The organism is Candidatus Thermoplasmatota archaeon (assembly GCA_035540375.1).
In the GTDB taxonomy this organism is placed as follows: domain Archaea; phylum Thermoplasmatota; class SW-10-69-26; order JACQPN01; family JAJPHT01; genus DATLGO01.
This window is the reverse complement of the sequence record DATLGO010000090.1, coordinates 1-13758: the sequence shown is the minus strand read 5'-3', so window position 1 is coordinate 13758 and position 13758 is coordinate 1. Positions and strand designations below refer to the sequence as shown.

The 13758-nt window shown below is 70.8% G+C and carries 14 protein-coding genes and 1 tRNA gene; 3 read left to right on the top strand and 12 right to left on the bottom strand.

Annotated elements, in window-relative coordinates:
* Positions 1-142: 142 nt before the first annotated feature.
* A complete protein-coding gene (locus VM889_10580; protein HVL48991.1) occupies positions 143-442 on the top strand; it encodes a hypothetical protein in 300 nt (99 codons plus the stop codon).
* Here VM889_10580 and VM889_10575 read toward each other — a convergent pair.
* The 7 genes from VM889_10575 to VM889_10545 are packed head-to-tail and all read right to left on the bottom strand — an operon-like array spanning position 396 to position 7795.
* Complete coding sequence (locus tag VM889_10575) at positions 396-1376, bottom strand: FAD binding domain-containing protein (protein HVL48990.1); 981 nt, start codon at positions 1374-1376, stop codon at positions 396-398. The two genes, VM889_10580 and VM889_10575, sit on opposite strands and share 47 nt — an antisense overlap.
* Complete coding sequence (locus tag VM889_10570) at positions 1373-3856, bottom strand: molybdopterin cofactor-binding domain-containing protein (protein HVL48989.1); 2484 nt, start codon at positions 3854-3856, stop codon at positions 1373-1375. The genes VM889_10575 and VM889_10570 overlap by 4 nt, the downstream gene beginning before the upstream one ends.
* A complete protein-coding gene (locus VM889_10565; protein HVL48988.1) occupies positions 3853-4425 on the bottom strand; it encodes a (2Fe-2S)-binding protein in 573 nt (190 codons plus the stop codon). The genes VM889_10570 and VM889_10565 overlap by 4 nt, the downstream gene beginning before the upstream one ends.
* Positions 4422-5213, bottom strand: coding sequence for an XdhC/CoxI family protein (locus tag VM889_10560; protein ID HVL48987.1), 792 nt, complete (start codon positions 5211-5213; stop codon positions 4422-4424). Before VM889_10560 ends, VM889_10565 begins: the two co-directional genes overlap by 4 nt.
* Before the next feature lie 36 nt (positions 5214-5249).
* Positions 5250-5837: an NTP transferase domain-containing protein gene (locus VM889_10555; GenBank protein HVL48986.1), complete on the bottom strand. Its 588-nt coding sequence runs from the start codon at positions 5835-5837 to the stop codon at positions 5250-5252.
* Position 5838: 1 nt separating this feature from the next.
* A complete protein-coding gene (locus VM889_10550; protein HVL48985.1) occupies positions 5839-7182 on the bottom strand; it encodes a hypothetical protein in 1344 nt (447 codons plus the stop codon).
* Between the two features lie 58 nt (positions 7183-7240).
* Complete coding sequence (locus tag VM889_10545; protein HVL48984.1) at positions 7241-7795, bottom strand: RNA 2'-phosphotransferase; 555 nt, start codon at positions 7793-7795, stop codon at positions 7241-7243.
* 176 nt (positions 7796-7971) lie between these two features.
* Here VM889_10545 and rpiA point away from each other — a divergent pair, with 176 nt between their 5' ends.
* Positions 7972-8661 (top strand): ribose-5-phosphate isomerase RpiA, encoded by a 690-nt coding sequence (gene rpiA, locus VM889_10540; GenBank protein ID HVL48983.1) that lies wholly within the window; start codon positions 7972-7974, stop codon positions 8659-8661.
* Here rpiA and VM889_10535 read toward each other — a convergent pair whose 3' ends face one another.
* The gene (locus VM889_10535) at positions 8662-9063 is read right to left on the bottom strand and encodes an ArsR family transcriptional regulator (protein HVL48982.1); all 402 of its coding nucleotides are present in this window, start codon (positions 9061-9063) and stop codon (positions 8662-8664) included.
* 809 nt (positions 9064-9872) lie between these two features.
* Between VM889_10535 and VM889_10530 the strand changes: the two genes are divergently transcribed.
* A tRNA-Trp gene (locus VM889_10530) sits at positions 9873-10076 on the top strand.
* Positions 10077-10341: 265 nt separating this feature from the next.
* On the opposite strand, the gene VM889_10525 is transcribed toward VM889_10530, so the two are convergent.
* From VM889_10525 to VM889_10510, 4 genes are all read right to left on the bottom strand, one after another.
* Positions 10342-12183 carry a glycosyltransferase gene (locus VM889_10525; protein ID HVL48981.1) on the bottom strand — a complete coding sequence of 614 codons (1842 nt, stop codon included), beginning with the start codon at positions 12181-12183 and terminating at the stop codon, positions 10342-10344.
* The gene (locus VM889_10520; GenBank protein ID HVL48980.1) at positions 12155-12661 is read right to left on the bottom strand and encodes a V4R domain-containing protein; all 507 of its coding nucleotides are present in this window, start codon (positions 12659-12661) and stop codon (positions 12155-12157) included. Before VM889_10520 ends, VM889_10525 begins: the two co-directional genes overlap by 29 nt.
* Before the next feature lies 1 nt (position 12662).
* Positions 12663-13091, bottom strand: coding sequence for a V4R domain-containing protein (locus tag VM889_10515; GenBank protein ID HVL48979.1), 429 nt, complete (start codon positions 13089-13091; stop codon positions 12663-12665).
* Positions 13084-13758 (bottom strand): V4R domain-containing protein (locus tag VM889_10510; GenBank protein HVL48978.1); only part of this gene is annotated, 675 nt, incomplete at its 5' end. The genes VM889_10510 and VM889_10515, both read right to left, overlap by 8 nt.

Below are 13758 nucleotides of genomic sequence, written 5' to 3'. Positions count from 1 at the left end.
CGCCATCGCCCGCGCCATATAAATCCCCTTGGCCATCCGGGGGAACGGGGGCCCTGGGCCCCATCGCCCGGGAGCGTCGCGGGCCCACCCACCCGGGGGACCCATGCGGGGTCTTTTCCTTTTGCGCGGACAAGGAGGGGCCATGAAGCTCGCGACGACCGCGATGGACGCCTTCCGCGCCCGCGCCCCCTCGAGGGAGCGCGTCGGCGCGGGCCTCCTCGGCGCGAGCCTCGGCCTCGTGCCCGCCACGTGGGCCGCCGCCGTCGCCGCGGGCCCCGGCGTCTTCCTCGTCGCGCTCGGCCTCTGCGCGGGGTCGTTTTTCGGCGGCGTCGCCGTCGTGAACCGCGCGCCTCCCGCGCCCGAGCACGTGGTGGTGCCCGTCGAGGCGGACGCCCTCACGACGGAGCGAGACCCGCCAGCTGTCGAAGCGCCCGCCGCGTGAAGACGCGGCTCATGCTCTTGCGGTAGCTCGGGAGGAGCGACGTGTTCTTCACGGGGCGCACGTTCTCTTCCACCGCTTTCGCGATCGCGTCGATCGCCTCCGCGCCGAACGGCTTGCCGAGGTGCGGCTCGCCGAGGCGATCGAGGACGACCGGAACCGTCTCGAGCGCGTTCGCGACGAGGCGGAACTCCGCGAGCTTCCCGTGGTCGAGCCGGATCGCGGCCGCGATGCCGAGCTCGGGGAAATCGAAGCTCTCGCGCTGGCGAAGCTTCGCGTAGGTGGCCTTGAAGCGCTGCGCCGAGGCGGGGATCTTCACGCGGACGAGCATCTCGTCGGGCCTGCGCTGGTTGCGGTGGATGCCGTCCGGCTCGTAGAACGCCGCCGCGGGCACCTCGCGCGTGCCGGAGACGCTTGCGATCTCGAAGCTGGCGCCGAGCGCGATGAGCGGCGCGGGAAGGTCCGCGCTGAACGTGGCGTAGCACTTCTCCTTCTGCGGCACGACGAGGCAAGCGTCGCCGTCGGCCTTCTTGCAGAAGCCCTTCGACTCGCGCCACGTGTGCGTCTGGTTGAAGAAATAGCAGCGGTTGTCGAGAAGCAGGTTGCCGCCGAGCGTCGCCGAGGCGCGGATGAGCGGCGAAGCGACGAGCTTCGCGGTCTCCGGAATGACGGGAAGCGCGGCCGCGAGCCCGGCGTGGCGCTCGATCTCGACGAGCCGCGCGCCCGCGCCGATGCGCTCGGGGCCGATCTCGCGGAGCTCCGCGACGCGGCCGAGCGAGATGACGTGGCGGCGCGCGTTGAGCCCCCACTTGTAGTTCGGCAGGAGATCGGTGCCGCCCGCGATCCAATCGGAATCCGGATGCTCGGCCTTGAGGCGGAGCGCCTCGCGGAGCGTCGTGGGCTCGTGGAGCTCGAAGGGCGGAAGGAGCATGCTCATCGGGAGGCACCCCCGGGGGCGAGGCGTCGCGCCTTCGCGGGCGGGGCCGGCTTGCGGGGTCCGCCCTGGCGCTCGAGCGCGGCGAACACCTTGTCGGGCGTGAGCGGCAGATCGTAGAGACGCACGCCGACCGCGTCGTAGATCGCGTTCACCACGGCCGGGAGGATCGGGAGGAGAGGGCCCTCGCCCGCCTCCTTCGCGCCGAACGGCCCCTCGGCGTCGTTCGATTCCACGATGTGGACCTCGACCTCGGGCATCTCGTGCACGGTCGGGATCTTGTAGTCGAGGAAGCTCGGGTTGCGGAGGTTCCCGAGGTGGAACTCGAGCGCCTCCGACTGCACCTGGCCGAGGCCCATGTGGATGGAGCCCTCGATCTGGCCCTCGACGCTCAGTTTGTTGAGCGCCTTGCCGCAGTCGTGGGCGGCCCAGACCTTCGTGCACTTCCAGAGGCCGGTCTCGACGTCGACGTCGACCTCCGCGACATACGCGTTCATGCTGTACGCCGGCGCGAGGCCCGCGGTCGCGCCCTTGAACTCGCCGCCCATCGGCGTCGAGATGAACGTGCCCTTCGCGATGAGCGCGCCCGAGCCCGCGATCGCCTCCTTCACGCATTCGTCGAACGTGAGGCGCACCGTCGGGTCCGCGCGCGAGACGACGGTCTCGTTCTCGAGGACGAAGTGCTCCCGGGGCTGACCCGTGAGGCGCTGGGCGGCGTTCACGAGCTGCCCGCGCAGGTCCTCGGCGGCCTTGCGCGCCGCGTTGCCCATCATGAACGTGACGCGCGAGGAGTACGACCCGAGGTCGATCGGCGCCGTGTCGGACGACGAGGAGTGGACGCGGATGCGATCGAGGTTCACGCCGAGCACCTCGGCGACGACGAGGGCCGCCACGGTGTCGGAGCCCTGCCCGATCTCCGCGGCGCCCGTGTGGACGGTGACGCCCGCGTCCATGTCGACCTTGAGGTGCACGGTGCTCTGCGGGTAGCGCCGGGGCTCGATGTCCCAGTGGATCGGGAGGTTCGACCCGGAGATGTAGAAGCCGCAGCCGATGCCGAGGCCCTTCCCGAGCGGCATGCGACGGAAGCGCTCGTCCCAGCGCGAGGCCTCGCGGACGACGCGCAGGCACTCGGGGAGGCCGTTCGACGTGATGCGGAAGTCGTTGATCGTGCGCGAGTACGACGGCATCATGTTCTTGAGACGCAGGTCGATCGGGTCGACCCCGAGCGTCTCGGCGGCCTCGTCGACGAGGACCTCGAGCGCGCAGCGCGAGTTCACGGCCCCGTGCCCGCGCATGGCCCCGGACGGGACCTTGTTCGTGTAGACGCGCCGGCCCTTGTAGCGGAACGCGGGCACCTTGTACGGGCCCATCGAGAGGACGCCGTTGTAGTAGGTCGAAATGATGCCGAACGACGCGAACGCGCCGCCGTCGATCACGGCCTCGATCTCGAGGCCCGTGATGTTGCCGTCCGCGTCGAAGGCGAGCGCCATGTCGGTCTCGGTCGGGTGCCGGCCGCGGCCCGAGTAGAACGACTCGTCGCGGTCGAAGAGGAGCTTCACGGGGCGGCCCGTGCGCATCGCCATCAAGGCGACGGCCATCTCGTGCGCGAAGGGATCCGATTTGCCGCCGAAGCCGCCGCCGACCTTGGGCCTGACGACGGTGATGCGGTGCATGGGAAGGCCCGTCGTCTCCGCGAGCGCGCGGTGCACGTAGTACGGGACCTGCGTCGCGCTCCAGACCGTGAGGCGGCCGTCGGGCGCGTGGTGCGCGATGACCGCGTGCGGCTCGGTGAACGCGTGCGTCACGCCCTTGAAGCGCCAGTGCCGCTTCGCGACGACGGCGGAGGACGAGAACGCGGCGTCGACGTCCCCGAACTCCTGGTCGACGTGCTTCTGCACGTTCGAGTCGTCGATGCCGATTTCCGGGTGGATCTTCTCCTGGACGGGCTTCAGGCCCTTCATCGGGTCGATGTGGTCCGGGAGCCGCTCGTACGCGACCTTCACGAGGCGGGCGGCCTGGATCGCGGTCCACTCGTCCTCGGCCGCGACGAGCGCGACCATGTCGCCGATGAAACGCGCCTTGTCGGGCGGCAGCGGGTGCTCGTCCTTCGTGAGCGGAAGGACGCCGAAGCGCTTGTCGCCGACGTCCTTGCCGGTGAGGATCGCGACGACGCCCGGGAGCGCCTGCGCCTCGGTCGTGTCGATCGCGACGATGCGGCCGTGCGGGACGGTCGAGTGGACCATCTTCGCGACGAGCATGTTCGGGAGCTTGATGTCGTCCGTGTAGACGGCCTGCCCCGTGACCTTCGAGAGGCCGTCGACGAGCGGCGTGCGCTTGCCGACGAGCGTGTAGCCGCGGTCCGGCTTGTGCGGGTGCTCGTCCTTCGGGAGCGGGTCGCGGTACGGGATCCAGTTCTCGAGCGGCGGCTTCTCGACCTTCACGCGCTTGCGCGGGTCCTTGATGGGATCGAGGGGCGGATTCATCGGCGACCGCCTCCGACCTTGGCGAAGGGCTTGGGCGCGCTCTCGCGCGCGAGCGGCTCGCGCGCAAGCGTCAGCTCGCGCGACGCCTGGCGCACGGCTTCGAGGATCTTGACGTAACCCGTGCAGCGGCAGAGGTTGCCTGCGATCGCCTCCCGGATCTCAATGTCCGTCGGGTCGGGGGTGCGGTCGAGGAGCGCCTTCGTCGTCATGAGGAAGCCGGGGGTGCAGAAACCGCATTGGGAGCCGCCGGCCTCCGCGAAGCAGGCCTGGAGCGGGTGGAGGTGCGTCGCGTCGGCGAGGCTTTCGACGGTCCGGACGTCCCGTCCCGCGACGGTGGCGGCGAGCGTGAGGCAGGCGAGGCGCGCCTCGCCGTCCACGATGACCGTGCAGCATCCGCAGGTCCCGAGGTCGCATCCGCGCTTCGTGCCCGTGAGGTTGAAATTCTCGCGCAGCACGTCGAGGAGGATCGCCTGCGGGGGGGCGAGCGTCTCGCGCTCGTGCCCGTTCACCTTGAGGCGCAGCGCCTTCTTCGCGACGCCGCGCGCGCCGTCTCCGTTCTTCGTCGTCACTTCGATCCGCTCCCTTGTCTGACGTCGCGCACGATCTCCGCCGCGACGCTCACCGCGATCTCCGCGGGCGTCTCGGCGCCGACGTCGACGCCGATCGGCATCCTGACGCGCACGAGGTCCTCCTCGCGCGCCCCGCGCGCCGCCGCGCGCTCCCACATGGAGCGGCGCTTCGCGGCGCTTCCGATGACGCCCACGACGCCCGGGAAACCGGCCTTGAGGAGCGCGACAAGCGTGTCGACGTCCTCGTGGTGGCTGTGCCCCATGACGTAGGCGTGGCTGTAGCGTGAAAGGTCGGCCTTCGCGACGAAGTCCGACGGCGCGCCCGCGACGGTCTCGCGGGCGCGGGGGAAGCGCTCCGCGTTCGCGAAGGCGGCGCGCGAGTCGAGGACCGTGTAGCTCCAGCCGAGCGCGTCCGCGACGGCCGCAAGCGCGTGCGCGCAGTGCCCGCCGCCGACGAGCAGGAGGTGCGGCGGCGCGGCGGAGACGGAGATCGCGATCTCGACCGTCCCGCCGCAGACCGAGTCGAGGCCCGTCGGCTTCCAGTTCGCGAGGTCGAACGCATGGACGCCGCCCGCCCCCGTCGAGAGGGCGTCGAGCGCGAGCTTGCGGACGCGCTCCTCGAGGCCTGCGCCCCCGACCGTGCCGCGAGTCGAGCCGTCCGCGAGGACGAGCATCGTCGCGCCGACCTTGCCCGGGACGGACCCTTTCGCGGAGACGACGGTCGCGACCGCGAAGGCGACGCCTCGGTCGACGAGGGCGGCCGCTTCGCGGATCATGCGCGGGTCCAAGTCCGATCCCTTATCCCGGGGCAACCGTCGCGCGCTTCAAAAACGTTCCCCGTTCCACCGCTCGAGCGCCTTCGCGTAGGCCTCGGGCGTGTCGATGTTCTCCAGGACGCCCGGGTCGTCCACCTCCACGTCCACGGCGTCGAGGGCGCCGACGAGCTCCTTGAGCGGCGTTGCCGGGTGGAGCCGACGGGCGGCGTTGGCGGCCGAGGCGGAAAGAAGGATCGGATGGCCGCGCGCGCCCGCGTGGACGGGTCGCGCGACCTCATGCGTCCCGAGCCCGACGACAAGCGCGTCGAGCGTCGAGGCGCGCACGAGGGGGTGGTCGACAGGGTGCACGAAGACGGGTCCCGCGGGCGCCACGGCGAGGCCGCGAAGGAGGCTTCCGGTGCGGCCCGCGCCGGTCGCCGGGTTCTCGACGAGGGTCGCGGGGAGGTCGGGCAGCGCCGCCGAGACGATGGGGAGCGTGTCCGTCGCGAGCACCACGACGACGGGGTCGGCGCCCGTCGCGCGGGCGATCCGGACGACGCGCGCGAGGGCGCGTTCGCCGCCGAAGTCGAGGAGCGCCTTCGGCGATCCCATGCGCCGGCTCGCGCCCGCGGCGAGCACGATCGAGGCGACTTTCACGTCACGGGCCTCGCGCTTCGGGGATCGGCGTCTCGGCGGCCTCCGCGAGCGCGGCCTTGCGGCGGGCCGCGAGGCGGGCCCGGGCTTCGCGCTCGGCGCGACGCTCCGCGAGCGACGACTTGAGGAAGCTCGATTCGAGCGCGACGAGGGTCACGGCGAGGCCGACGAGCAGGCCCGCCGCGAGGTTCCACATGACGTTGCCCGGGAACGCCGCGGTGAGCGCGAGCGCGATGAGGCCCGCGAGGGCGAGCCAGGCGGGGAACAGGACGAGGGGCTTCACGCGGTCCGGCACGTCGGCCGCGCGCCGCGCGACGCCCGAGGTGCCCGCGACCGCGAAGGCCGCAAGGGCCCCGGCGGGGAGGGCGAGGACGAGGCCCCAGACGAGGTCGAGGCCGGAGAGCGTCCAGGCGGCCATCACGAGGGCGCTCGCGACGAGGCCCGCGGGACCCGCCGCCGCGTGGCGGACTTCGCGCGACACCCCCGGCACGTAGTCGGGATAGCGGCGCCACCGCGAGGGGCCGCCCCAGAGGAGGAGCGCGAAGGCCGACGCGAGCGCGGCGCCCGCAAGGAGCGCGATCGGCAGCTCGAACGACGTCGGGAGGCCCGGCACGAGCGAGAGCGCGCCGCCCACGAGCCACGCCATCGGGGCGAGGAGGACCGCGAACGTCGCCGCGAGGAGGAGCGGGCGCGGGCGGCCCGGCACGTCGGGCATCTTCGGCAGGCGCCGCGGCCGCGGCACGCCGAAGACGAAAAACGCGATCGCGAAGGCCGCCAGGAGGCCGACGGGCGCCGCAACGAGCGGCGCGAGCACGGGGTCGACGCCCGTGAGGCCGAGGCCGATGAGGAAGTAGAACAGGGCCGCAAGCGCGAGGCCCGCGGGGAACGAGAGGTACGGTTTCGTCTCGGTCGGGATGCGGCGCCACGCGGTCGCCGCGCCGACCCAGAACTTCGGGAACCCGACGAGGAGATACGCGATCGCGGCGCCCGCGGCGAGCGACACGCCGATCGTCGCCCAGGCGAGGAACTGGATCGGCGCGACCTGCGTCAGGAAGAGGCCGACGAACGGGTAGAACGCGACGAAGAGGATCGCCGCGATGGGGAAGAAGAGGTACGGTTTCACCGCGCTCGGCACGAGGGGCCGACCGTCCTTCAACCGGACTTCGGGCGGCCCGAGCAGGATCCACGCGGTCGCGAGGCCCGCGGGCACCGCGACGAGGAGCGAGATGTCGAAGAGGTGCGTCGTCATCCCGAGGACGAGGAAGACGAGGAGGGCGGCGCCGACGGCCGTCGGGACGAAGAGGAGCGTGCGCTTGAGCGCGGGCGTCTTCGCGAGCACCGGCTTCATGACGGTCCCGAAGTACGCGAGGGCCCGTTATAAACGCTCTGACGACGCGCCTTGAACCTCAGTCGCGGCTCAGGTACTCGGCGGGGACGGAGTCCGTGACGTACACGGTCTTCCCGGCCTGCTGGATGAGCATGCCGTCCGCGATCGCGCGGATCGCGTCGACGACGAGGATGATCGGGTTCTCGGCGCGGCGCAGGCCCGCGGAGAGCGCGTTCTCGTACGTCTTCGAGAGGTGGACCTTCTGGCGGTCCGTGGGCGTGAGGCCGCGCTCGAGGATGATGTCGACCTCCTCCTCGGTCACGGGATAGTAGAGCTTCGCGGGAATGTCGTCCGTCGGAAGGTCGAGGTCCAGCTTCATGCTGTGACCGTACGTCGCGCGGATGCGGTCGCCCTCGACCTGGTAGCGGCCCTTCGGGTCCGTCGCCGCGATCGCGACGAGGTGATAGGGCTTGATCCAGTGCAGGCGCTCCTTCTGGCCGCGCATCTGGTCGACGAACTCGCCCATGCGGACCCAGCCGTGCTCGTCCATCTGGACGCCGAACTTCTCGGGGAAGTGGCGCAGGACGCCCGCCATGATGCGACCCACGCGATTGAGCTCGTGCTCGTTCATCATGAATCGTCCCTCCTGGCCGCACGTCGGGCAGGAGGTCCCGCGGAAATACCCGTGGGAATGGCATTCGCGAAGCATCGGTGACCCGCGTTGGGATGCGGGATCCTCTAAATAAAGTCTGGGGGGCGCCCGGCGAGGGCGGCCGACGCCTTTTTCATCGACGTCCCGTTGAGGGCCCCATGGACCAGGACGCGGCGAAGCGCAGGGCGGCGTGGAAGGCGTGCGAGTTCGTCGAGAGCGGCATGGTCGTCGGCCTCGGCACGGGCTCGACGGCCGCGCACGCGGTGAAGCGCCTCGGCGAGCGGGCGAAGAACGATGGCCTCCGCATCACGGGCGTTCCCACGAGCCTCGCGACGGAGCGCCTCGCGCGCGAGGTCGGCCTCCCGCTTGCGACGCTCGACGACGTCGACCGCGTGGATCTCACGATCGACGGCGCGGACGAGGTGGACCCGAAGCTCGACCTCATCAAGGGCCTCGGCGGCGCGCTCCTGCGCGAGAAGATCGTCGCGAGCGTCACGGCGCGGCAGATCATCATCGTCGACGCCACGAAGATCGTCCCAAAGCTCGGCACGAAGGCGCCGCTCCCCGTCGAGGTCCTGCCGTTCGGCCAGGCCGCGGTCAAGCGCGCGCTCGAGGCGCGCGGGTGGAAGGTCGAGCTGCGTCGGCGCGACGGCAAGCCGTTCGTCACGGACAACGGAAACCTCGTCTTCGACGTGCGCTTCGCGGAAGGCATCGAGGACGCGGCGGCCCTCGAGCGCGAGGTCAACACGATCCCGGGCGTCGTGGACAACGGCCTCTTCGTCGGTCGCACGTGGAAGGTTGTCGTCGCGGAAGCCGACGGCTCGACGCGGATCCTCTCGCGCCCGTGATCACGGGGGCGTGGCGGCGCGGCCGGTCTCGGCCGCAAGCGTGCGGAGGCGCGCGATCGCGTTGAACGTGCGCTCCGCCTCGGCGCGCTTCGTCCGCTCGATGTCGGCCACGACGTCCTCGAGCTTGACGAGCAGACGGTAGCAGTGGACGGGGCGCCCCTTGCCTTCCTTCTTCAGGTCGCGCTTCTCGACCCACGCGTGGTCGCGGAGCGCCTGCATCGCGACCGAGACCTCGGGCTGCCGAAGCCCCGCGCCGTGCTCGATCTCGGTCGAGACGGCTTCGCGCACCTGCGCGAGGAAGACGAGCGTTTTCGCGAGGTTGCGCGGCATCCCGAGGGTCGCGAACAGATCCGCCATCTCCTCATCGCGCTCGTCGAGCGTGAGGGTGGTTTCGCGACGCATGGCGCGGATAAATATTCGGAGCTATATATATACAGCCGGCGCGGGACCCTCGGCGTAGGACTTCGTCCTGCGCTTCCCCGCCCTTTCCGGCCTCGCTCCGCTCGGCCTCGGGGGGCCTGCGCCGCCCTCTTCGGGGCGCTGGCGCGCCCGTCCCCGCTTTCTTGTCAAAACGGAGTGACAGGCGCTCGCTCCGCGCGCGCGATCTCTTCCCTGCGCGCGGGAGGCATCCGCGTCCGGTCCCGGTCCCGGACCCGACGCCCGGTCCCGGACCCGACGCCCGGACCCGGACCCGACGCCCGGGCCCGGGCCCGATGCCCGGTCCCGAGACCCGACACCCGGCACCCGGGCCCGGTCCCGAATCCCGGAGCCCGACACCCGGTCCCGACGCCCGGCGCCCGGCTCCCGGGCCCGGTCCCGGCACCCGGAGCCCGGTCCCGACGCCCGGTCCCGGATCCCGGTCCCGGTTCCCGACGCCCGGTTCCCGACGCCCGGTTCCGCGACTCGGCCGTCTCGGGGTTCCCGCGCGGGGCCCCGGCTCGACCGGGGGCAGCGGGCGATCCTCCGCGAGGCGCGCCAACTTATATGTAGGGGAACGGGATTGTTCGCCCGCTCCGAGGAACCGGTCATGAAGAGGAGTTCCCGCGTCTGGAAGAAGAAAGGCAATCAGCGGTGGAAGTGGCGCAAGAAGAAGATGCGCCGCCGCCGCCGAGCCGCGAAGCAGCGCCGCGGCCACTAGGCCGTTGCCGTCTGCGTCTTCACCGACGCGACTCCGCTCGGAGGCCAGCCCGGCTTCGGCCGGGCCTCTCCTTGGGGGCATGGTCTAACCAGGCATGACAGCGGGCTCCAGTTACAGCGAAACAACATGACATGAATCGGGTCTGCGCGAGGCACCGGGGACGCTCGGGCCGATGACGACTGACTGGAGCGCGACTCGTTGTAGAAGAGACCCGCTTGTCTGGGTTCAAAACCGTGCAGGTCGACCGGCCTGCTGGGTGAAAATCCCAGTGCCCCCACTTCCTTGTTCCAGCGGAAAGCTTCCGTCACGGACCGTCGCCGGGTCCTGTCGTGCGGGAGGCCCGCGCGGCCTTCGGCGTCGTCCTTGAACCGGGGTCGACGTCGGGCGATGCCCGAGCGCCGATGCCGCTTGCGCGCCGTGACGTCGGCCTCGTGGCCCCGCCGCGAGCCGCTTTCGCGCGTCGTTTCCGGAGAGGCGCCTTCCGGGCTCGCGCTGCATCGCGCGACGACGCGGACCGGCCGACGCGCGGACCCTGGATCGCCTCACTCGGGTCCGCGGCTCCCGCGCGCGGCGTAGATGGGGCCGGCGCCGAAGACGTACGCGTACCACACGAGCCAGAAGCTCAGCACGAAGGCGCTGATCGTGGAGATCAGGCCGTCCTCGATGAGGTAGGGCAGCTTCAGGAGCGCGATGACGAACACGCCGAACCCCGCGACGAGCAGCCACCACGCCATCGTGACCTCGAAGCGCATGAGCCGCACGGCGCGCGACCACGCCTCGAACGCGCTCACCTTGCGCGCGCGGTGCTTGGGGGTACGGACGAAGCCTTGCTTCGATCCCGAGATGCCCTTGAGCGCGGCCCACGTGGTGAAGAACATGATGCTGAACCACACCCCGACGACCTGGAGCGTCTGGCGCATGTCCAGGCCGACGGCGCGGCCGAGCGCCCACCGCATGCGGAGGATGCCCTCGAGCATGACGAAGAGCGGCACGAATCCCATGAGCGCGATCTCGCCGCGATGGTAGTTCACCATCGGGAAGCCGAAGATCTCGCCGAGGCCCATGAGGAGCAGGATGCTCGCGATCACGAAGATGATGACGCCCGAGAAGTAGTGGAGGCCGCCCGCGAGGAGGTCGAAGCGCTGCCTCGGCGTGAGCTTGCTCCGCCAGATCTTGTGGCCGTGCTTCCTCAGGATCTGACCGCCGCCGAAGGCCCATCGGTACTGCTGCGACTTGTAGCCCGAATACGTCTCGGGGATGAGGCCGCGGCCGTACACCTTGGGCACGTAGAGGGACTCCCACCCGAGGTCGCTCATGCGGAGCGACGTCTCGGCGTCCTCGCAGAGCACGTCCTCGCCCCAGCCGCCCGCGTCGACGAGCGCCTTCTTCCGCATGACGCCCATCGTGCCGCAGAAGATGATGCTGTTCGCCTCGTTGCGCGCGGGCATGATCGCGTCGTAGAAGAAGCGGTTCGCCCAGTAGATCTGGCGCGTGAACGGGGAGTGGTCGCGGTTGTGGAAGTCCTGCGGCGACTGGAGGAAGCCGAGCTTCGGGTTCTCCTCGAAGTAGCCGACGACCTCCTTCAGGAACTCGGGCTGGACCTTGTAGTCCGCGTCCACGACCGCGATGAGCTCGACGCCCTGCGGTGAGCGCTCGAGCGCCGCGTTGAGCGCGCCGGCCTTGTAGCCCTTGCGCTCGGCGCGGTGCATGTACTTGATGCGGTCCTGGTGCTCGCGGCAGAAGCGCTCGATCTCCTCGCGCGACTTCTGCTCGGTCGAATCGTCCGCGACGACGATCGCGTAGCGGTCGACGGGGTAGTCCATCCGCAGGAGGTGGTCGAGCACCTCCATGACCACGTGCGGAGGCTCGTTGTACATCGGCACGTGGAACTCCACGAACGGATACGAGCGCGGCGTGCGCGCGGCGTGCGAGTAGTGGCGGCGCCAGCTCTTGCGCGACACGCGGTCGACGGTGTAGTACGCGTAGATGATGACGAACGACAGGCTCACGAACTCGGCGAGGAAGAGCAGGATGTTCAGGATGGACGGGTTCTTCGGCAGCATCACGGTCGCGGAGTAGAGGATGAACCCGACGACGATGATGATGAGGCTCATGTAGAGCATCGTCCCGACGACGGTCCACTCCCCGGACCCCACGCGAGCGCCGAAGGCGCCGAGGAGGATCATGAGGATGTACGCGCCGGGCGCGCCGATCGTGTTCTCGAAGATCCAGTCCGCGCCGGGGTCCATGACGGGCGCCTGCGCGAGGAGCGTCACGACGTGGATGACGAGGCCCACCGCGGCGCCGAGCGTGAACCCGACGATCATCCGGCCGGCCCGCGCGACGGCGCCCTTCTCAGACTTGCGTGAACCTGGGCTCTTCACGTTCCTTCACCTCCACGGAAAAGACGCATTCGGGGGACCCCGTGCCCGCGCACGCCTCCTCCACGACGTCGACCTCGCGGTCGAGCGTGGCTCCGCAGCTTCCCGCGAGGATGCCGCGCGTGAGGTAGCAGAGGGGCTCGTCGACGGCGGGCGCCTTCGAGAAGGGTCCGTTGCGGACCGTGAACTCGTGCCGCTTCTTCGCGCTCTTCACCTCGAAGGTCCCGAGGTCGAGCCTGTCGAGCGCCCTCGCGAGCTCCTCGAGGTTGGGCGCGCGCATGCGCTCGCCCACCGCGACGCCGTCCCAGTACTGGACGTCCGCATGGCGGATGCTCCAGATCGCGGCCTCGAGCCCGAGCTTCGGCTCGGGCACGTCATAGGGGCTCGGCGGGATGGCGCCTTCGCGGTTGATCGCGACGATGACGAGGCTCGCGACGAGGAGGCCGAGCCCGCCGAAGACGAGGACGAGGGGATCGAGCATCTCAGCCCCTCACCGCGACGAACGTGCAGACGGGGTCGCCGCGCTCGCGGCAATGCTCCTCGTCCACCTCGAAGCGCGTCTGGGTCGTCCGGTAGAGGAGGCCGGAGAGGAGGCCCGCTTCGAGATCGTGGTTGCGCGTGCGCGTCGCGGGCAGCCGCTTCGCGACGAAGGTCTTCTCGCCTCCGTCGTCGGAGGCGAGCGTGAAGCTCATGGCCTCGTCGCGCAGGAGACGCAGCGCCTCGTCGACGTCCTCCGCGGGCAGATTGCGGCCGATCGTGAATCCGAGATAATAGTCGCGGCCGTGGTGCTCGCCTTCCTTCGAGGAGGGACCGCCCTCGGCCTGCGCCTCGCGACGCGAGACGAGCCAGACGAGGGCGGGAAGCGCGAGGAGCACGAGGATGAAGTTGCGGAAGCCCGCGAGCTCATCCATCGGACGTCTCACCCCGAGCGACGCGGAATTCGCAGAACGGGTCGCCGGCGGCGACGCAACGCGTCTCCTTCGCCGCGAATCGCGCGCCTTCGAGGTTGTCCAACGCGCCCGCGATGATGCCGGCCTCGAGGAAGCACACGGGGGTGCCGATGCGGGGCGCGCCCTTCGAGACGTCGGTGCCCGTCAGGCGCGCTTCGATCTCGTCGCCGCGGGATCGGAACTCGGCCGTCTCGGCGATGCCGTTCAGCTTGAGCTTCTGGGCGAGGTCGGCGTAGCCCGCGCTGTGGATGGTGCGGCCCACCTTCATGCCCTTCTCGTAGAGGATGTCGCGGTCGCGCAGCGTCGCGACCAGGCTCTGGAGCTGCCGCGGGCGCGCGATGCGGCGGTTTCGGGTCTCGGCGAGGACGCTCTCGCGCGCGCCGACCTCGCGGACGATCCGCTCCCATTCGCGCGCGAAATCCCTGGGTCCTGGACGGGCGGGGCCCGCGGGACGCGCCTTCGGCGCCTCCGCCGGGGCCGCAAGGACGGCACGGGCCGCGGGACGCGCGGGCTCCTCGACGGGCGTGAAGGTCGTCACGGCGTCGGGGACCGGCGCCGCGAGGCCGCCGCCCCAGCCCGCGCGGCCGCGCGGGCTGGGGCGGCGGCCTCGCGGCGCCGGTCCCCGACG